Below are 20080 nucleotides of genomic sequence, written 5' to 3' on the forward strand. Positions count from 1 at the left end.
ACCCCAGCTCACTATTTCGGGGGTGTTACGCATCCTCCCCCTCCCATCGACCCCCGTCAACCCACCCCCACCCCACCCCACCCCACCGCGCCCCCACCCCACCCCCACCCGTGTTGATCAAGAAGTTTTCGTCTCCGACACGCGCTCGCCGAGACCAAAACTTCTTGATCAACACGATCGGGCGGGTGGGGGGTCACAGTTGGGTGGGGGCGGGGATGCCGAGCAGGTGCAGGCCGGTACGCAGGGTGTCGCCGGTGAGCCGGCACAGGGCGAGCCGGTTGGCCCGCCGCGTTCCGGTGGCCCGCAGCACCGGGCACCGCTCGTAGAAGGTGGTGAAGGTCTGCGCCAGCCGGTACAGGTAGCCGCAGAGGCGGTGCGGCTCGTAACCGGCGACCACCTCGGCCAGCACGTCGGCGAACGCGATCCGAGCGCGGCCAGATGCCGAGAGTGTACGCCTCACCCGACGGTGGCGTGGGTGAGGTCGACGTGCCCGTTCCCGCCGTGAGCGGTGGGGAAAACCCTGATTCCCCCGCAGCGGACGCTGTCTAGGGTCGACCGCATGGACCGTCCCGGTCCGCACCCCTGCGACCGGCCCTGACGTCGCGGTCCGCGTCGGACCGACGATGGCTGGGCGTACGGCCCAGGTCGGCGGCCTCGACCTGACCACACCGTCCGCGATCCGACGAGGAGTCCCGTGCGCAAGGTTGTCTCGGCTGCGCTCACCGTGGTCCTCGCGCTGGCCGCCACCGGGTGCGTCGGCGGGTCGCCGGGCGATCCGGACGTCGCCGAGGATCCGTACGGCGAGTCGGCGTTGCGCTACGGCATGGCGCCGGTGCCGCACCCCGAGCTGACGTACCAACCGGACGTGGTCCTCGTCGGTGGCGGCGGGCGCTCGGTGCGGTCGGTCACCGCCGACGGGTTGACCTGGCGGCTCGACGGCGACGCGCCCCGCGCCGACGACCTGGCGCCCGGGAAGGTCATGTTCGTCACCGGCCGGGGCGTCGGCCGGGTGCTCGACCTCCAGCGCGACGGCGGCGACCTGCTCGTCACGATCGGCCCGGTCACGGTCACCGACGTGATCCGCGACGGCACCCTCGAACAGCGGGACATCACCATCGAGAACCCGGTCGCCTACCAGGCGGGTGAGCCGATCTGGGCGATGTCCGAGGAGGAGGCCGAGGCGCTGGGCGCCACGCCGTCGGGCCGCGTCGGGCGGGCCGGGCCACCGCGACTCGCCCCGCCGCCACCCCGGCCGAACCAGCCACCACCGGTTCGCGGCGGCGGCGAGGTCAGGTCGGTCGTCGCCAACTTCTCCACCGGTGTCAGCCTCAACGGCGGCGCGGAGGTCAGCTTCCACTACGACCGCGACGGCACGAAGCTGTCCGGCCGGGCCGCGCTCACCTTCGCCCGGCCGAAGGCGGACTTCCACCTGAACGTCCGGGGCGGCAAGGTGACCCGGGCGGATCTAGCGATCAAGGGTGGCTTCGGCATCCGCTACTCGTTCGAGGCCGGTCTCCAGGACGGGCAGAACGTCAGCGCGGTGCTCCCCATCCCGGTGGATTTCAGCGTGCCGATCGGCACCGTGCTCGGCGTACCGCTGGCCCTGACCATCAGCCAGACGCTGAAGGTCACCACCGCGTTCGGCGCGAAGCTGGGAACGATCAAGGGCAAGGGTGAGTTCTCCCTCGCCGGCTCGCTCGGCTACGGCTACGCCAAGGGCACGTTCGGCCCGCAGGTCAGCAAGAACTTCCAGCGTAAGGAAAGCCTGATCAACTCGTTGAGCGGCGTCCCGGTCGGGGTGATGGGCCTGCTCATCGAGCACCAGGTCCGTTTCGACGTCGGCTTCAGCGCGTTCGTGCTCAAGGCCGGGCTGTTCTTCGAGGTGTCCACGGCCTACGGCACGACCATCGGGTCGGCGTTGGGTTCGCCGCTGGCGGTCTGCCGAGGCGTGGGCATCGGCGTGCGTGCCTCGTACGGCATCGGCTACACCATCCTGGCCCCGGTGGTAAAGGTGATCAACAAGTTCCTCCGGCTGGTCAACATCAAGCCGATCAACTCGTCCGGCAAGCTGGGGCCGCCGCCGTACGTCATCCACCGCAACGAGGAGATCATTCCGCCCGGCACGAAGCTCTGCGGCACCCCGACGGCGGCTGGCGGCTGACCGCGGCGCGCAGCCTCTCAGTCGGGCAGGTCGGCGATCCGGGTCGAGAGTTCGCGCAGCATCGAGAGTTCTTCGGCACTCACGTGCTCCAGGAAACGGGATCGCACCGAGACGACGTGGTGCGGGGCCGCCTGTTCGAGGACGGCGAAGCCGTCGTCGGTCAGGTGCAGCAGACAACCGCGGGCGTCCTGCGGATCCGGCTCCTTGTCGATGAGTCCCCGCGCCTGCATCCGCGCGGCGTGGTGGGACAGGCGGCTGCGCGACCACTGCATCTTGCCGGCCAGTTCCCGCAGCGCCCATCGGCGGTCGGGCTTCTCCGACAGCGTGCTCAGCACCTCGTAGTCCGCGGCGGACAGTCCCGAGTCGCGGGCCAGGTCCCGGGCGATCCGGGCGGGCAGGGCGATGAGCAGCCGCCGGAAGGCCCGCCACGCCTGCTCCTCGTCCGCGCTCAGCCAGGCGGTGTCCATGTCAGCCACCCTACCTGTCGTTGACATGTCACTGAAACTGCGCCTACGGTCGTTGACATGTCATCGAACGACCTCCGCGTCCTCGTCATCACCGCCAGCACCCGCCCCGGCCGGCTCGGACCCGCGATCACCGACTGGTTCGTCCGGACCGTCCGGTCGGACGCCGCGTCCGACGCGACCACTGTCGACGTCGCCGACCTGGCCGACATCGCGCTGCCGTTGCTCGACGAGCCCGAGCATCCCGCCAGTGGCAGCTACCAGCACGAGCACACCCGCCGGTGGAGCCGCACCGTCGCTGCCGCCGACGCCTTCGTGGTGGTTACGCCCGAATACAACTTCGGGATGCCGGCGGTGCTGAAGAACGCCTTCGACTTCCTCTATCACGAGTGGGCATGGAAGCCGGTGGCCTTCGTCAGCTACGGCAACACCTCGGCCGGCACCCGGTCGGTGCAGATGGCGAAGCAGGTCGTCACGACGCTGCGGATGATGCCGATCGGCGCGTCCGTCGCCCTGCGCATCGCGGACAGCGTCCATGACGGTCGGGTGGTCGGATCCACGGCGCTCGACGCCGCCGCCCGCACGCTGCTGGTCGAACTGAGCCGGGTGGCCCGCGCGCTGTGTCCGTTGCGCGGCGGGAACGACCCGACGGACGCCGACGGGCCCGTCACCGGTCTCACGCTCCGCGAGGCCCAGGCCGACGACATGGCGGAACTGCTCGTCCTCCAGCGGTGCTGCTGGGTCCAGGAAGCCATCGCCAACGACACCCTCGACCTGGCGCCGCTCCGGGAGACCCTCGACGACCTGCGGGCGTCGACGACGACGTGGCGGTGGTGGTGCGTACGTCGCGACGGCCGTCTCGTCGCAGCGGTGCGGGCGAGGGCGCACCGGCGGGCCTGGCTGATCGGTCGGCTGATGGTGGCGCCGGACCAGGCGGGCAACGGGATCGGCTCCTGGCTGCTGTCGTACGCCGAAGGCCAGGCCCCCGGGGAGACCACGCACTGCACCCTGTTCACCGGCCACCGCAGCACCCGCAACATCAGCCTGTACGAACGCGCCGGCTACACCCGCACCGCGACCGACGACACCCCGGCGGGCAGCGTACGGCTGTCCAAGCCACGCCATGGCCGGCTGGCCGGCGCTGTCCACCACCGTGCCGGTGTGGTGTGACGGCTACACCGGCGACCCGTGGTCGCGGGCACCGTCGGTGAGTCGACGGGCCATCGCGGTACGGGAGCGGACCTGGAGCTTGGCGAAGATCCGGTTCAGGTGCGACTCGATGGTGCGCGGGCTGAGGAAGAGTCGCGCGGCGATCTCCTTGTTGCTCAGACCGGTGGTGGCCAGACCGGCGATCTCCCGTTCCCGGGCGGTGAGGACGGCGTCGACGGCCGGCCGCTCGGAGCGGGTCAGGCCGACGGCCCGGTGTCCGTCGAGCACGGACACGGCCCATCCGGCGCCGCTGGCCCGATAGCCGGCCTCGGCGCGGTCCAACGCCGCAGTGCCCGGGGCACGCCGACCGGCGACCAGGTGCGCGGCACCGGCAAGGTGGTGCGACGCCGCCTCCTCCACCGGGGTGCCGGCCGTCGCGAAGCTGGCCGCCGCGCTCTCCGCCAACGCCGTCGCCCGGTCCGGCACTCCCATCCGGTACGCGGTGAACGCCCGCGCGAACCGGGCCAGCCCGATCTCGTACGGCAGATTCGCGGCGGTGGCCCGTTGCTCCGCCCGCTTACCGGCTTCGGCGGCGGTGGTTCGCTCACCGCGCCCGGCGGCGACCACGGCCGTGACCACATCCCGCGCCACCAGCACCGGAGGATGTCTCGACGGCGGTGTCGCCGGCTCGGTGAGCAGGTCGGCACAGCGGCCCCAGTCGCCCGCGACCGCCCTGGTCAGGGCCAGCTCCACCCGGTTTATCCGCCACCACGCCCGGGACCGTGGCGGCCCGACCGTCGCGCCCGACCGGTCGCCGCTCGAACCAGCGGTCGGCTCGACGGCGCAGCCGGTACCGGTGGTCGGCTCGACGGCGGCGAGCGCGGCGGCCGGGCCGGCGGTCCACAGCACCGGGCGCAGCCGGACCGCCGCCGCCATGGCACCCATCTCCGTACTGCCCACCCGCTCGGCGGCCGCCTGCGCCTCCTCCGCCGCCAGCACCGCGCGGGCCAACCGACCGAGGCGGGTGTGCACCAACGACTCCATCACCAGCAGGTACGGCGAAGCGCTGGTCGGCCCGAGGCCGTCGAGGATCCGTCTGGCCCGGGTGAGATGCCGATCCGCGTCGGCGAGGTTGCCCACCTGGATCTCCACCAGTGCCAGCGGCGAGACGATCTCGGCGTACGGGCGCAGGTCCGCGTCGCTGGTGGCGTCCACCGCCACGACGGCCTCGGCGAGCTGGTCGCGCGCTGACTCGGCGTCGCCGAGGTAGAGGGTGGCGAGTGCACGCAACGTCCGCGCCGCCGCCACGAGCACCGAACGACGCTCGTCCAGCAGTTCCAGCGCGCGCTGCGCGTGGTGCACCGCCGAGGTCGGCTCCTCCCGGAACGCGTCCACGGCGGCCAGCTCCACGTGCAGCTTCGCCTCGTCGGCCGGGTCGAGCCCGCCCCGGCCGAGTCGCGCGCCGAGGGTCGCGGCGGCCTCGGCGAAGTCGCCGAGTTGCCGGGCCACCGCCACACTGAACGTCTCGGCCCGCGTCCGGACCGGGCCCCCGGTGCGGCGTAGCACCTGGAGCACCTCGCGGCTGCGGACCAACTCGCCGCTGCGGCCGAGGGCACGGGCGTACCACATCGCCACCTCGGCACGCCGCTCGTCGTCCGGGCCGGTGTCCGGCATGATGCGCAACGCGGTGCCGAGCCAGCGGGCCGCCTGAGCGGGCGCCTCGTGCGCGAACGCGACCCCCGCGTCGACCAACGTGGCCACGGCGGTCTCGTCGCCGTGGCGGGCCGATCGTTCCGTGTGGTGGGCCACCAACTGCCGGGAGGCCCGCCGCCCGCGCAGATAGTCGGCGGTGCGGGTGTGCGCTTCGAAACGCCAGGCCGCGCCGGTCAACGCGTACGCCGAGGCTCGCATCAGCGGATGCCGGTAGCGCAGCCGCCCACCGTCGGCGTCGAGCAGGCCGAGCCGCCCGAGTTGGTCGACCGCCGCGGTGACCACCGGCATCGGCAGGTCGGCGACGTGTCTGACGAGGTCGATCGTGGTGTGGTCGCCCACCACCGCGGCGATGTACGCCACCTGCCGCACCGGTAGCCGCTGGGCGGTGATCTCCGCGGCGAGACCGGCCAGCACCGACCGGCGCGATCCGGTGAGGCAGTCGACGTCGACCGGGTCGTGCCGACCGGCCAGCGCCGCGACACCGTCCAGTTCGTCGTCGCCCAGCCGGGACAACGCCTGGATGTACAGGGGGTTGCCGAGACTGGCCCGCATGATCAGCTCACGACGGCGGCGGGGCACCCCGGCCAGCAGTACGTCGAGACTGGCCGCGTCCAGCGGTGGGAGGTCGATGAGGGTGGCCGCCGCGCCGAGCCGCGCGATGGCGTTGACCAGCCGGGCCGGTGGGGAGGCGGTGCGGAACGTCACCGCGAGCAGCAGCGGGGTCAGTGGCGGCTTGACGATCAGGTGCTCGGTCAGCTCCAGCGACGCCGAGTCGGCCCAGTGCACGTCGTCGAGCAGCAACGCGACCCCGGGGTGCGACGCCTGGGTGAGCACCGACCGCACCATCGCCGGCACCGACGGTTGCCCCGGGTCCGTCGGCCCGACGCCGACCGGTTCCACCACCTCGGCGTAGAGCCCGAAGGGCACCCCCTGCTCGTACTGGGTGGCCCGGCCGACACGGACCAGCAACCCGGCGTCGGCGGCTCGCCGCGCCAGCTCACGGAGCAGCCGCGTCTTGCCCAGCCCCGCCTCGCCGCAGATCTCGACCACCACGCACCGTCCGCCGAGCACGGTGGCCAGCGCGGCGTCCAGCGACTCCAGCTCGGCCGCCCGGCCCACCAACGCCGGATCGCCGCCGAATCCCACCTCTCGGCTGACTGCCATCTCGCCTCCCCACGGGGAGTGTCACAGCGACAGCCATCGGTAACCATCGACTATCGGCCCCGAACGTCTGTCGGCATCGTCGATGCCGTAACCGGGCGGTGGCGTACCGGCGAGGTGACCCGTACGTCAGGTGGTACCCCACTGGCCACGGTGGACGACCGTGCTGACGTCCCGGCGACGCGCGGCGACCGCCGGGTTCTGCGGTGGCAGGTCCTCGGCCCGGTACCCGACACAGATGCCGCCGATCGGCGTGTACTCGTCGGGGATGCCGAACTCGGCCTTGAAGGCGGCGGTGTGCGCGGGTACGTCCACCTCGGGCCGGAAGTCCTCGCCGGCGGCCGGCGTGATGCCGAAGAAGCACGCGCCCAGCCCTTCGTCGACGGCCGTGAGCAGCATCATCAGCGCCGCCATGCCGGTGTCGACGTACCAGTAGGGTGCCGGCCAGCGGGCCTCCGACCGGTCGGTCCAGCCCTTGTCCGCTTCGGCGTACCGGGCGAGGTAGGCCGCCTTGTGCGCGAGCGGCACGACCACCAGCGGCGCGTTCTGCATGGTGGGGGTCTGCGCCACGCGGGTCGGTACGAACGGCCAGAACCTGGCCCGGTCGTCCGGCTCGGTGAGGGCGAGGAAGGCCCAACCCTGTGAGAAACCGGCCGACGGCGCCCGTAGTGCGCTGGCCAGGATCCTCTCCACGACCTCGGGGCTGAGTGGCCGGTCGGCGTAGTGCCGCACCATGCGGCGACGACGGATAACCTCTGCGAACTGCATGCCGGTGATCTTGCCACCGTCGCCGCCCCGCCGACCACCCGTCTCCGGAGCGTCAGGCCAGCTCGTCCGGGGTGGCCCGCCCGTCGCAGCCGACGGTCGGTTCCAGGTTCCGGCACGAGGCGGGTTGCCCTGCCTCGGCCGGGTGCGCGCCGTCACCACGGATACCGGCGATCAGGTCGGCGGTGGTGTGGGCGCGGATGCCCAGCGGCGCGCTGTCGGTGAACCGGCGAACGACCGCGCGGACGTGCTGCTCGGCGGGCTGGGCGAGACCGTCGTAGACGGCCGCGAACAGTTCCCGGGCCGGCTGCCTGAGCCAGCCGGGTGGCAGCAGTTCCACCGGCAGTTGCGGGTCCAGGGTGGGAAAGCGACGGAAGGTGTCCATCACCTCGGTACGCGCCCGAACCGCCGCCGAACCGTCGACCTGCCCGGACCTGACCAGGGGCAGCAGCGGCGTCCAACGCTCCAGGAACTCCTCGTAGTGCCGGCCGATGGCGTCGACGTCCCAGGCCTCGATCGGGGCGCGCTCGCTGATCGAACCCAGCGCGTCCTGGCGGCCACGGAAGACCGTGACGGTGCCGAGGGTCAACTGTTCGAGCTGCGCCCGCGCCTGCGGGGTCAGCTCGTACGGCGAGATCCACAGGCCGTCGTACAGCGGCGCGTAGCCGAGCCAGCGGAGTTGGCCGCGCAGGGCCCGGCGCTGCGCGCTGCGGTCCTGGGGCAGCGAGAAGGCCACGATGGTCCAGCATCCGTCCCACGGTGCCGCCGCGGCGGCGGAGGTGAGGATCCAGTTGCCGCCGGTGGAGAGGTTCGCGGCGGCGGCGCGGCTGAGCCGGTAGGAGCTACGACGTCCGTGTCGACTGCCTTCGAGCACGCCACGGCGGGCCAGCCGACTGATCGCGGTACGGGCACCGGCGGTGGAGACCCCGGATTCGGTGAGCAGCGCGACGATCGCGGCGGAGGGAAGCGCGGCACGGGTTCGCAGGGTGTAGTCGGCCAGCAACGTCATGGCGAAGCCCTGGGGCGAGTTGCCCACCTGCCGCCGTGGCATCCGGAGCGTGTCGCTCTCGTCGTCGGAGTAGATCTCCTCGATGTGGAACGGGCTAGTCACGGGCGCTCCGGACCTGACTCGGGGACGGGGTATCGACTGTAGATCGACGCCGATTCGCCGGTTCCCCACCAGGCCGGAACGAAGGTCCCAGTTGATCGAGGTGCGTCAATTGACACTTCCTGGACCCGGGAGAACAATATCTGCTACACGACGCCACCCGGAGCCGGGCAGGGCAAGCCAGACGTGGTGGACATGCCGTGATCACCACGCGGGGAGTTGGGCGAACCCGCGAGCACAACGCACAGACCGTCCCCAGCCTGCACCACAGGTGTGCGAAGGAGTCGCCGTGAAAATCAGAAGGAAACTGCTGCTCGGCGTGGCCATGTCACTGGTCGCGGCGGGCCTGGTGGTGCCCACCTACAGTCCCGCGTACGCGGCCTCGCTGACCGAGGTGACCAACTTCGGTGACAACCCCGGCCGGATGCGGATGCACATCTACGTGCCGGACAACCGCCCGGCCAGGCCGGCCACGGTGGTGGCCATGCACGGATGCGGCGGCTCCGGCCCCGGCTTCTACTCCGGAAGCGAGTTCGCCAGCCTGGCCGACCGCCACGGCTTCATCGTGATCTACCCGTCCGCGACCCAACAGGCCGGTTTCGGCAACTGCTTCGACACGTGGTCGGACGCCGCCAAGCGCCGTGGTGGTGGCAGCGACCCCGTCTCGATCATGTCGATGATCCGGTACGCGCAGCAGCAGCACAGCGCCGACCCGGACCGGGTCTACGCCACGGGCAGTTCGTCCGGCGGCATGATGACCAACCACATGCTGGCGCTGTACCCGGACGTCTTCAAGGCCGGCGCCGCTTTCATGGGGGTGCCGTACAACTGCTTCGCCAACGCGGCGGACTACCCGCCCGGCAGCAGCCAGTGCACCGGCGGCAACATGAACCGGACCCCGCAGCAGTGGGGTGACGCGGTACGCCAGGCCTACCCCGGCTACTCCGGTCCGCGTCCCCGGGTGCAGCTGTGGCACGGCACCAACGACACGCTCGTGCCGTACTCGCTGTTGCAGGAGGCCGTCGAGCAGTGGACCAACGTGTTCGGGCTCAGCCAGACGCCGACCTCCACGGACACGCCGCAGGCCAACTGGAACCGCCGCAGGTTCGCCGACACCAGCGGCACCGTTCAGGTCGAGGCGTACAGCATCCAGGGTGCCGGACACAGCCTGCCCTCCGGTGGGATGGCGGCGGTCGCCGTCCAGTTCTTCGGCCTGACCAACCCGAGCCCGACCACGCCGCCACCGAACCCGACCACCCCGCCGCCGAACCCGACCACGCCACCGCCGAATCCCACCACCCCGCCGCCGAACCCGACCACGCCGCCGCCGGGTAACGCCGCCTGTCGGGTGACCATCGATCTCAACGCCTGGAACAACGGCCTCACCCAGAACATCACCATCACCAACACCGGCAGCGCCGTCAACGGCTGGTCGCTGGTCTTCACCCTGCCCAGCGGCCAGACCATCACCGGCGGATGGAACGCCGACTACAGCCCCTCCACCGGGCAGGTCACCGCCCGCAACCTCTCCTACAACGCCAGCATCCCCACCAACGGATCGGTGACGATCGGCTTCCAGGCCACCCACACCGGCAACACCGCGAAACCCACCTCGTTCACCCTCAACGGCGCGGCCTGCACGGTCGCCTGACCCCACCAGCGCTCCCGGGGAGGCATGCTCGCGTGCCTCCCCGGGAGCACGCTCGTCGGCGGCGTACCCATGGGCGCCCCGGAGGGGCCCGCTACCTGGCCGCGACTCCCTGGGCGAGCAGGCCGTCGACCAGGGCGCGCAGGCCGTCGACGAAGGTGTCGCGCGGGGCGAGCACGGCCCAGCGGTCACCGAGCGCGGCGAGGTGCGGCAGCTTCTTGGCGTCGATGCTGCCGAAGAAGTCGCCTCTGCGGTTGATCGCCTCCTGGCCGCCCCGGCGGGCGGTGTGTGAACGGACGAGGATCTCCCCGACCGTGTAGTACCAGATGCTGCGGAAGACGTAGACCGCGTGCTCGGGGGTGCAGCCGTAGTCGACGGCACCGGCCACGACCGCCTCGACCAACCCCAGGGGTGAGTCACTGAGCCGGGCGATGAACCCGTCGGTGGTGAGGACGTCGGCCGCCCACGGCCACGCCGCGAGCGCGTCGTGGATGGTGGTGGCGGCGGCGATGACCCGTTCCCGTGGATCGTCGGGCAGCTCGGGATAGGCGACCTGCTCCCCGTACTCGTTGATCAGCAGGAAGAGCAGGTCTTCCTTGTCCTGTACGTGGTGATACAGAGTCGTCGCCCCCACGCCGATCTCGGCGGCCAACTTGCGGATCGTCAGCCTCTCCCACCCATTGCGATCGATGAGACCTCGCGCGGCGGCCAGGATCTGGGAACGGGAGGTCGTCGGCGGTCTGCCGGCTTTGAGTCGTGGCGCGTTGACTTGGGGCACCGCCCCATCATGCCCCCTCTGCCAACCGGGTTGCTCCGAGGTAACGCGCTAGACAGCCATCAGCGACGATGTTAATTTCAGAACGCGTTCGAAAAGTCGATCGCCATCCTCATCAGTCACGACAGCAGAGGACCGGGTTTGCGGTGACCAACAAGGCACTACTCAACGAACAATCACCAATCGAACGAGGGGCCAGCCCAGGGCTCACCCTCGCCGCAGTGGCCGTCGTACAGTTCATGGTTTCGCTGGACCTGTCGGTCGTGAACCTCGGTCTGCCCGAGATCGCCACCAGCCTCGGCTTCAGCGAACTGGGCCTGACCTGGGTGATCCACGCCTACGCCCTGGCCTTCGGCGGGCTCCTCCTGCTCGGCGGCAAGATCGCCGACCGGTACGGCCACAAGCGCATCCTGCTCATCGGGCTCTTCGTGTTCGGCATCGCCTCCCTCGCGGGTGGCTTCGCCGAGGAGCCCGGTCATCTCGTCGCCGCCCGGGTCGCCCAGGGCGTCGGCGCCGCCCTGCTCGCCCCCGCCGCGCTGGCCCTGCTGACCGCGACCTTCCCCAGCGGCAAGCCCCGGGTCAAGGCGTTCGGCGTGTGGGCCGCGATGAACGCCGCCGGTGGCGCCCTCGGCGTCCTGATCGGCGGTGTGCTCACCGAGTACGCGGGCTGGGAGTGGGTGATGTGGGTCAGCGCCCCGATGGCCGCGGTGGCCGCGGCGCTGACCTGGCGCGGCATCGCCAAGGACGTGCCGGTCCGGCCCGACGGCCGCCCGGACGTGCTCGGCGCCCTGCTGGCCACCGGCGGTATGACGCTGCTGGTGCTCGGCATCGTCCGCACCGACCGGTACGCCTGGAGTTCGATGGTCACCCTCAGCACCCTGGGGGCGGCGCTCGTGCTGCTCGCCGCGTTCGTCTACGTCGAGCGGAACACCACCCGTGACCCCCTGGTCCGGGTGGGCCTGCTGGCCAACCGTTCGGTCGCGGGCGCGAACAGCTACAACCTCATCTTCGGTGCCACCATGGCCTCGGCCTTCTACTTCGTCTCGCTCTACCTCCAGCGGGTGCTCGGCACCAGCCCGGCGGAGACCGGTCTGAAGTTCCTGCCGCTGGCGATCGGCGTCGTCATCGGCTCCGTCATCGCCATCAAGCTGGGTTACAAGGTCCCCGCGCGGACGCTCATGGTCACCGGAGCGTTCGTGAGCGCGGTCGGCTTCGCCGGGTTCGGCCTGATCAGTGCCGACGGCTCGTTCCTCGCCGACGTCCTCGTGCCGTCGGTGATCGCCAGCGTCGGTTTCGGACTCTGCCTGGGGCCGATGGTCTCCACCGCCACCCACGGCGTCGCGCAGCACGAGACCGGCACGGCGTCCAGCCTGTTGAACAGTTCCCGGCAGCTCGGTGCCGCGCTCGGGCTCGCCGCGCTCAGCACCGCCGCCTTCGAGTACTCCGGCAAGGAGGGCACGCCCAGCGCGCTCAGCGACGGGTACGCCTTCGCCCTGACCCTCGGCGCCGGTCTCTGGATCGTCGCCGCCGTCATCGCGCTCGTCGTGCTACCTCGGGTCAACCCGGCTACGCAGCCCGCGCCGGACGACCGCGAGTTGGTCGACGTGCCGGAGAAGGCGGTCTGATCGGAACTCGGTAACCACGCAGAAACCGCGCATCGCGATGTCGGTCGACACGCCGCGACGAGGACCCGGCACCCCCCTTCGGCGGATCCTCCGTCTCTGAGAACACGCTTCGAGACACGCGGCACTGCGTCGGCGGCCGGTACGTCATGAGCGGCTCACTCGGTGCCGGCCGGGGTCGGCCCGCGACGGAACACCCCGTCGCGCGCCGGCCCCGGCCGGGCAACACACCGTCGCCGGACTCGCGTGCCCGCACACGGTCGTCCCACCGGCCCCGGAAGTCCGGCCCGGGCCCGGCCCCGCGACCCGGCGGCCCGCCTCCGCAACGTGGAGCGTGCCGCATCCGAAGGATGGAAAATGCCCACAGACGTACCCCGCAGGCGGGGCGTCGGTCGACCACCACGCCTGTCCCTGGAAACGATCATCGAAACGGCCACCCGGATCCTTCAGGACGAGGGCCTCGAACGGCTGTCGATGCGGCGCCTGGCGCACGAACTGGGCAGTGCCCCGATGGCGCTCTACCACCACGTGGCCGACAAGGACGAACTGCTGGCGCGGGTGATGGAGTCGCAGGCCCAGTGCATCCCCCGGCCCGACCTGCCCGCCGAGCCTCGGGAGCGGCTCATCGCCGCCTCGGTCCTGCTGTACGACCTGCTCGCCGAACGTCCCTGGATCGTCGAGGTGCTGACCGGCGACAACCTGATCGGTCCATCGGCGCTGTGGATCGTGGAGGAGATGCTGGGCGCGGCGGCCGACTACGGCTACTCCCCCGACGAGGCACACCACGTCTACCGGACGATCTGGTACTACATCGTGGGGAACCTGATCATCCGGGTGACCCGCTCCCGACGCCCCGCTCGCACCGCCCACCAGGACGAGATCGTCGCCCAGTTGACCACGGCCACCCACCCTCAGCTGAGCAGGATCGCCGACCGGTGGGCCGACCTGAACGCCCGCGAGCGCCACCACGAGGCGCTGGTGGCGATCGTCGACGGGCTGTTGCCCGCCCGCCCGGCAGCGGCACCCGCCTGCCGCACGGCGGACACCTCAGGTGCGGCGACCACGAACACCAAGCTCGAACGGCAGGGCGGCAGCGAACCGAGTCACCTGGAACTGTTCATCTCGTTGTGCTTCCCGCCGTACGGTTCTCCCCCAAAGTTCAGCATGAACTGGTCCCCCGCCACCCGGGCCTAGGCGCGTGTTCGAGGAGGCTCGCCCGTGGCGAGCCTCCTCGACATCGGTGCTGCGAGCCACGACCGGTCCCGGTCGGTCGCCACGTGCGCGTACCCCGACCACGCGGGTGGTCGGGGTACGCCGTCGCTGACGCTAGAGCTGCAACTGGGGCGAGTGCAGATCCAGCCAGGTGTGCAGGTCGAGGGTCCGTTCCAGCGCACCGCGCATCGCCACCGGCATCCGCGCCGGGTCCTGCGCCACGGCCTGCTGGGCCCAGTTCCGGTCGATCAGCGCGAACACCTTCGCGTCCCGGTCGGCCACCAGTTCCTTCACCTGCTGTTGGAGGATCCCCGCGTACGCCGGGTTCTGCGTCGACGGGTACGGGCTCTTGACCCGCTCCACCACCGACCGGGGCAGCACGTGAGCGGCGGCCTGACGCAGCAGGCTCTTCTCCCGACCGTCGGACACCTTCATCGACCACGGCGTGTTGTAGACGTACTCGACGAGGCGGTGGTCGCAGAACGGCACCCGTACCTCGAGTCCCACCGCCATCGACAGTCGGTCCTTGCGATCGAGCAGGGACCGCACGAACCGGGTCAGGTGCAGATGACAGGCGATCCGCATGCGTCGCTCCGCCGCGGACTCCCCGTCCAGATGCTCCACCTCGGCGAGCGCCGAGGCGTACTGGTCCGCCGTGTAGGCGGCGACGTCGAGCCGCTCCCGCAGGCCCTGCTCGATGTGATCGGTACGCCCCGGCAGGGTCAACGGTGGGATGACGGTCATCCAGGGGAACGTGCCGGCGTTCAACGCCGCCTCGTGATGGAACCAGGGGTAGCCGGCGAACACCTCGTCCGCCGCCTCCCCGGACAACGCCACGGTGGAGTGTTGCCGGATCGCCTTGAACAGCAGATACAGCGACAGGTCGAGGTCACCGAAGCCGTTCGGGATGTCGCGGGCGGCCACCGCCGCGCGGCGCACCGCGGGGTCGGACAGTTCGGCGGGATCGAGCACCACGTCCCGGTGCGCCGACCCGACGTGGGCCACCACATCGCGTACGAAGGGCGAATCCGGGGTGTCCCGCATCTCGTCGGGTACGAAGTTGTCCTCCTGGCCGACGAAGTCCACCGAGAAGCTGCGGACCTGCTCGCCCCGTAGGCCGAGCCGCTGCCCGGCGATGGAGGTGATCGCGCTGGAGTCCAGGCCACCGGAGAGCAGGACGCACTGCGGCACATCGGAGATCAACTGGTGGTCGATCACGTCGGTGAGCAGGTCACGTACGCGGCCCACGGTGTCGTCGAGGCTGTCGGTGTGCTCGACCGCGCGCAGCCGCCAGTAGACCCGCTGCCTGATGCCCCTGCGGTCCACCGTGACCAACTCGCCGGGCAGCACCTCGTGCATGCCCTTCCACAGCGCCCAGCCGGGTGCCTTCGTCTGGGCGAACAGCTCGCGCAGCCCGTCGGTGTCCACCACCTTGGGCGCCAGCGGATTCGCCAGGATCGCCTTGGGCTCGGAGCCGAAGAGGACGCCGTCCGACGTCGGGTAGTAGAAGAGCGGCTTGATGCCCATCCGGTCCCGGATGAGCACCAGCTTCTGGTCACGCTCGTCCCAGATCGCGAAGGCGTACATGCCTTCCAGGTGGTCCACGACGCTCTCCGACCACTGGAGATAGCCACGGAGCACGACCTCGGTGTCGCTCTCGGTCCGGAACGTGTGCCCGAGTGCCCTGAGCCGCTCGCGCAGCTCCCGGAAGTTGTAGACCTCTCCGGAGTACACCAGGGCCACCTCACCGGCCGGCGTGCTCGCGGTCATCGGCTGCACGCCGCCGGTCAGGTCGATGACGGCGAGCCGCCGGTGGCCGAGCGCGGCGTGCGTACGCACGAACACCCCACGGTCATCCGGCCCCCGGCAGGCCATGGTCTCGGTCATCGCGTCGAGCGTCGCGCCCTGACGCGTCAGATCAGCGTCGAACGATACCCACCCGGTAATGCCACACATCTCGTCCTCATTCCACTCGGTCGTAGGCGATGCTCGTCGGTCCGGGTCAAGGGGTGGACGGCCACGGCACCGCCGACGTGGCGGAGATCGCGCGGGCGCGCGCCGTGAGGAGCTCGACCACCGCGTCGCGGTGCTCGTCCAGGTAGAAGTGGCCGCCGCTGAAGGTGCGGAACTCACACCCGCCGTCGGTGGCGGCGCGCCACCCGGCGGCCTCGTCGGCGGTGACCTCCGGATCCCGGTCGCCGTAGAGCACGGTGACCGGTGACCGCAGTCGCACACCCGGCAGCGGCCGATACGTCTCGCTCAGCCGATAGTCGGACCGGATGACCGGCAGGAACGCCTGGATGAGCACCGGGTTGTCGAGGATGTCCAGGTGCGTCGCCTCGGTGCGGCGCAGTTCCTCGATCAACTCGTCGTCGTTACCGAGGTGCACCTCACCCGGGCGGGCCAGGTGCGGGGCGGGATGTCCGGACACCACCAGCGCCGCCGGCGGGTCGCCCGCCGCCGTGAGGCGGCGGGCGACCTCGTAGGCCACGATCGCACCCATGCTGTGCCCGAACAGGACCGTGGGCGTCCGCGTTCCCTCCACCGGCAGGTCCGCCGCCACCGTGTCGACCAGGTCCCGCATGTCCGCCGGGGCCGGCTCGGCGAACCGGTCCTCCCGACCCGGGTACTGCACGGCGAGGAACTCGATGTCCCAGGGTGCCGAGGTGGTCCACGGCCGGTAGTAGCTCGCGCTGCCCCCACCATGGGGAAACAGGATCACCCGAGCACGGGCGTAGGGCCGGGGTGCGAGCCTGCGGAACGCGCCCGGTGACAGCTCATCGGCCGGCATTGTGGCAGCTCACTCGCTCGCGCCGGAGACCATGGAAAGGCTCCAGAAGTCGGCGTAGCGACCACCGCGACCCAGCAGCTCCTCGTGGCTGCCCTCCTCGACGACCTTTCCGTCGTCGACGAAGACGACCCGGTCGGCGCGCTGGATGGTCCGCATCCGGTGCGCGACCATGACCACCGTCCGACCCGCCATCAGGCGTTCGATGCCGTCGTGGACGGCCGCCTCGTTCACCGGGTCGAGCGCCGAGGTCACCTCGTCGAGCAGCACGATCGGCGCGTCCTTGAGCAGCGCCCGCGCGATCGACACCCGCTGACGCTCACCACCGGACAGCGACGCGCCACCTTCACCGACGTTCGCCGCCCAGCCGCCGGGCAGCCGCTCGACGACCTCGTCCAGCCGCGCGGCGGTCGCCGCCGCCCGCACCTCGTCCTCGCTGGCGTCGGGGCGCCCGAGCCGGATGTTCTCCTCGATCGTGCCGTCGAACAGGTAGACGTCCTGGAAGACGATGGCGATCTGGGACATCAACACGGCCGGGTCGATCTCTCGCACGTCGACGCCGCCCACCCGTACCGTGCCGGAGTCCACGTCGTAGAACCGGGCGATCAGCTGGAGCAGGGTGGTCTTGCCGGCACCGGAGGGACCGACGACGGCCAACCGCTGCCCCTGCGGCACCGACAGCGACACGCCGTCGAAGACCGTACGGTCGCCGTGCCGGAAGCTGACCGCGTCGAACTCCAGGTCGAACCGCTGCGGTCGGACGGGCTGAGCCGCCTCGGGAAGCGGCTCGGTACGCAGCACCTTGTCGAGCCGGTCCAGCTCGGCGCGGGCGGTGCGCAGCTTGCCGCCGATGTCCGACAGGGACAGCAGCGGGTCCGCGCTGCGGGCCGCGAGCACCAGGATGGACAGGACCTCCGCGGTACCGATGTCGCCGTCGAGCGCGAGGTAGGTCCCCAGGACCAGCACCGTGGTGAAGACGACCTGCACGATGAGCGTCAGGCCCACCGCGCCGGGCAACACCGACATCGTCTGCCGGCGGGAGGCCCGCTCGACCCCCTGCAACGCGTCGTCGAGCAGACCGAAGCGCTCGCTGCTGCGGCCACCGGCCCGCAGGACCGGCTGGGCCTGGAGGTATTCGATGACCCGGGCGCTGGCCTCGTTGTTACGAGCGGCGTTGTCGGCGTCGTTGGCGGCCATCAACCGCGCCGTCCACCTCTGGGTGAGCACCACGAGCGGTGCCGCCACCAGCGCGGCCAGGCCGAGCTGCCAGTTGAACACCGTGATCACGGCCACGATCGTCAACGGCGTCACACAGGCGGAGATGAACGGCCCGAGCAGGTGGGCCGACACGCCCATCGCCGCGAGCAGACCACGGCTGGCCATCACGGACACCTCACCGACCCGAGCGGCGTTGTACCAGCCGATCGGGAGTCGGGCCAGGTGCTCGCCGAGACCGTGGTACATGCCGCGCAGCATGGTGGTGCCGACCCGCATGCCGGACAGGTCGCTGGTGTACCGCAGGACCGCGTAGACCGCGACGCCGACCCCGAACGCGATCAGCCACGGCCAGGCGTCCGACGGGGTGCTGCCGAACAGTGCCCGCAGCACGGGCACCAGCAGCGCGTAGAGCAGACCCTCCAGCACGGCGGTCACCGTCATCAGGGCGACCGTGCGGCGCATCGGCTTGGCGTACTCGTCGCCGAGCACCCGCAACAACATTCTGATCATCGGGAAAGGTCTCCTTGCAGTACACCACCGCGGGCTTCACTGTCGTCGGCGACAACCGACTGCTGGGTCCGCCAGAACGCGGCGAACTTTCCGTCCTGGGCGAGCAGGTCGTTCGGCCTGCCCTGCTCGACGACCACCCCGTCCTCCAGCATCACGACGAGGTCGGCGTCGGCGATGGTCTCCAGGCGGTGGGCGATGACCAGGACGGTCCGGTCACGCAACGTGGCCAGGGTCTGTCGTACCGCCTGGTCGGTCTGCGGATCGGCGAAGGCGGTCGCCTCGTCCAGCACCAGGACGGGCGTGTCGGCGGCCAGGGCACGTGCGATGGCGATGCGTTGCGCCTCGCCGCCGGAGAGCTTGACCTCCTCGCCGATCACGGTCTCGTAGCCCCGGGGCAGCGCGCGGACGCGGTCGTGGATGTGCGCCAACTGCGCGGCACGCGTCACCTCCTCGGGCGTCGCGTGCGGAACCGCCAGCGCGATGTTGTCCGCCACCGACGCGCGCAGCAGCCGGACGTCCTGCAGGACGAACGAGACGCGACGGTAGAGCTCCCTGGTGTCGATGTCGCGCAGGTCGACGCCACCGAGGCGCACCGAGCCCTCGGTCGGGTCGAAGAACCGGGGCAACAGCTGCACCAGAGTGGACTTCCCACTACCGGACGGCCCGACCACCGCGGTGAGTGTGCCCGGCTCCAACACCAGGTCGATCCCGCGCAGCACCTCGGGGCCGTCGTCGTCGTAGCGGAACCGGACGTCGCACAGCTCCACCCGGTTGTCCTGCGGGGCGGCCGGACGCTCCGGCTGCGGCAGGGTGCCCGCGCCGAGGACCTCGCGGATGCGGCCCACCGCGCGACCGGCGGCCTGCATGTCGTCGAAGCCGTGGCCGAGCGCCGCGACCGGGGCGGTCAGCCCCAACCCGAGCAGCAGGAAGGGCAGCAGGTCGACCGCGGCCATATCGCCGGAGGTGATCCGCACCGTGCCGCCGATCAGCACCACCAGCAGCACGAACGGTGGGGACAACGCCAACTGCATGCCGGCGGCGACCGCGGAGACACCGCGTACCCAACGGGTGAAGATGTCGACGAACTCGTCAGCGGCGGTGAGGAACTTGCGGTGGGCACGCTCGGAGCCGCCGAACGCCTTGACCACGGCGATGCCCTGCACGAACTCCACCACGGAGGTGGCGATGCGGCCCATCGCCGCGTCGAAGTCCTGCTGCTCACGGGTACGCGCCGGAGTCATCAGCAGCGGGACGTGCGCGATGGCCAGCAGCACGGGGATCAGCGTGATCAGGGTGAGCCGCCAGTCGACGGTGAGCAGGTAGACCAGTGACACCAACGGCACCACGAAGGCGGAGACCAGCTCGCCGGGCGCGTGGGCGATGAAGGGGTGCACGGCGGTGACGTCCTCACCGACCACCTTGGCCAACTCGCCACTGCGACGGCGGGCGAGCCAGCCGATCGGGGCCTCCCCGAGGCTGCGGGCCAGCGCCCGGCGCAGCGACAGCTGCACCTTGCCGTCGAGGATGTGACCGAGCCCGGACGACGCTCCGGTGAACACCAGTCTGATGAACAGACCGATCGCACCGATGACCACCACGGTCCACACGCGGTTAGAATCGACTGGGCCGGGCGACAGGAGCGCACGACCCACCTCGATCACCGCGAACAGCGGCGCCAGCCCCGCGACGGCGCCGATGACCTGTAAGACCACGACCACCGCGAAACTCGGCGCATGGGGACGCAGCAACGGCCCCGTGCTCACCGGCTGCCGTGCCGTGGGAGTGC

At 71.0% G+C, this 20080-nt stretch carries 15 protein-coding genes; 5 read left to right on the forward strand and 10 right to left on the reverse strand.

What is annotated here, in order from left to right; translation table 11 throughout:
• Nucleotides 1–193: 193 nt before the first annotated feature.
• Nucleotides 194–460: a DALR anticodon-binding domain-containing protein gene (locus tag FF096_RS18115; RefSeq protein WP_309223527.1), complete on the reverse strand. Its 267-nt coding sequence runs from the start codon at nucleotides 458–460 to the stop codon at nucleotides 194–196.
• 234 nt (nucleotides 461–694) lie between these two features.
• Between FF096_RS18115 and FF096_RS18120 the strand changes: the two genes are divergently transcribed.
• Complete coding sequence (locus FF096_RS18120; protein WP_309223528.1) at nucleotides 695–2161, forward strand: hypothetical protein; 1467 nt, start codon at nucleotides 695–697, stop codon at nucleotides 2159–2161.
• Nucleotides 2162–2178: 17 nt separating this feature from the next.
• Here FF096_RS18120 and FF096_RS18125 read toward each other — a convergent pair whose 3' ends face one another.
• Nucleotides 2179–2628 (reverse strand): MarR family winged helix-turn-helix transcriptional regulator, encoded by a 450-nt coding sequence (locus tag FF096_RS18125; protein ID WP_155219879.1) that lies wholly within the window; start codon nucleotides 2626–2628, stop codon nucleotides 2179–2181.
• Nucleotides 2629–2685: 57 nt separating this feature from the next.
• Here FF096_RS18125 and FF096_RS18130 point away from each other — a divergent pair, with 57 nt between their 5' ends.
• Nucleotides 2686–3795 carry a GNAT family N-acetyltransferase gene (locus tag FF096_RS18130; RefSeq protein WP_155219883.1) on the forward strand — a complete coding sequence of 370 codons (1110 nt, stop codon included), beginning with the start codon at nucleotides 2686–2688 and terminating at the stop codon, nucleotides 3793–3795.
• 3 nt (nucleotides 3796–3798) lie between these two features.
• Here FF096_RS18130 and FF096_RS18135 read toward each other — a convergent pair whose 3' ends face one another.
• The 3 genes from FF096_RS18135 to FF096_RS18145 form a co-directional block, all read right to left on the reverse strand.
• Nucleotides 3799–6651 (reverse strand): LuxR family transcriptional regulator, encoded by a 2853-nt coding sequence (locus tag FF096_RS18135; RefSeq protein ID WP_155219886.1) that lies wholly within the window; start codon nucleotides 6649–6651, stop codon nucleotides 3799–3801.
• A 126-nt stretch (nucleotides 6652–6777) separates the two neighbouring features.
• Entirely contained in the window at nucleotides 6778–7416 is a 639-nt protein-coding gene (locus tag FF096_RS18140) for a nitroreductase family protein (RefSeq protein WP_155219889.1), read from the reverse strand.
• Between the two features lie 52 nt (nucleotides 7417–7468).
• A complete protein-coding gene (locus tag FF096_RS18145) occupies nucleotides 7469–8524 on the reverse strand; it encodes a PaaX family transcriptional regulator C-terminal domain-containing protein (RefSeq protein ID WP_309223529.1) in 1056 nt (351 codons plus the stop codon).
• Between the two features lie 286 nt (nucleotides 8525–8810).
• Between FF096_RS18145 and FF096_RS18150 the strand changes: the two genes are divergently transcribed.
• Nucleotides 8811–10172 (forward strand): PHB depolymerase family esterase, encoded by a 1362-nt coding sequence (locus tag FF096_RS18150; RefSeq protein WP_309223530.1) that lies wholly within the window; start codon nucleotides 8811–8813, stop codon nucleotides 10170–10172.
• A 91-nt stretch (nucleotides 10173–10263) separates the two neighbouring features.
• Here the strand turns inward: FF096_RS18150 and FF096_RS18155 are convergent, their stop codons facing one another.
• On the reverse strand, nucleotides 10264–10947 hold the full coding sequence (locus tag FF096_RS18155; protein WP_309223531.1) for a TetR/AcrR family transcriptional regulator: 684 nt from the start codon (nucleotides 10945–10947) through the stop codon (nucleotides 10264–10266).
• 218 nt (nucleotides 10948–11165) lie between these two features.
• Here FF096_RS18155 and FF096_RS18160 point away from each other — a divergent pair, with 218 nt between their 5' ends.
• Together FF096_RS18160 and FF096_RS18165 are read left to right on the forward strand one after the other, a co-directional pair.
• On the forward strand, nucleotides 11166–12569 hold the full coding sequence (locus tag FF096_RS18160; protein ID WP_309223532.1) for an MFS transporter: 1404 nt from the start codon (nucleotides 11166–11168) through the stop codon (nucleotides 12567–12569).
• 354 nt (nucleotides 12570–12923) lie between these two features.
• Nucleotides 12924–13760 carry a TetR/AcrR family transcriptional regulator gene (locus tag FF096_RS18165; protein ID WP_155219891.1) on the forward strand — a complete coding sequence of 279 codons (837 nt, stop codon included), beginning with the start codon at nucleotides 12924–12926 and terminating at the stop codon, nucleotides 13758–13760.
• Between the two features lie 132 nt (nucleotides 13761–13892).
• On the opposite strand, the gene asnB is transcribed toward FF096_RS18165, so the two are convergent.
• From asnB to FF096_RS18185, 4 genes are read right to left on the reverse strand one after another with little or no spacing between them, the layout of a single operon-like run.
• Nucleotides 13893–15734: an asparagine synthase (glutamine-hydrolyzing) gene (gene asnB, locus FF096_RS18170; RefSeq protein ID WP_155219894.1), complete on the reverse strand. Its 1842-nt coding sequence runs from the start codon at nucleotides 15732–15734 to the stop codon at nucleotides 13893–13895.
• A gap of 46 nt (nucleotides 15735–15780) precedes the next feature.
• Entirely contained in the window at nucleotides 15781–16569 is a 789-nt protein-coding gene (locus FF096_RS18175) for a thioesterase II family protein (RefSeq protein WP_155219897.1), read from the reverse strand.
• A gap of 9 nt (nucleotides 16570–16578) precedes the next feature.
• On the reverse strand, nucleotides 16579–18294 hold the full coding sequence (locus FF096_RS18180) for an ABC transporter ATP-binding protein (protein WP_155219900.1): 1716 nt from the start codon (nucleotides 18292–18294) through the stop codon (nucleotides 16579–16581).
• Nucleotides 18291–20042, reverse strand: a complete 1752-nt coding sequence (locus FF096_RS18185; RefSeq protein ID WP_230462709.1) for an ABC transporter ATP-binding protein — start codon at nucleotides 20040–20042, stop codon at nucleotides 18291–18293. The genes FF096_RS18180 and FF096_RS18185 overlap by 4 nt, the downstream gene beginning before the upstream one ends.
• Nucleotides 20043–20080: the final 38 nt, after the last annotated feature.

It is taken from the genome of Micromonospora sp. CP22 (assembly GCF_009712475.1).
Lineage (GTDB): Bacteria > Actinomycetota > Actinomycetes > Mycobacteriales > Micromonosporaceae > Micromonospora.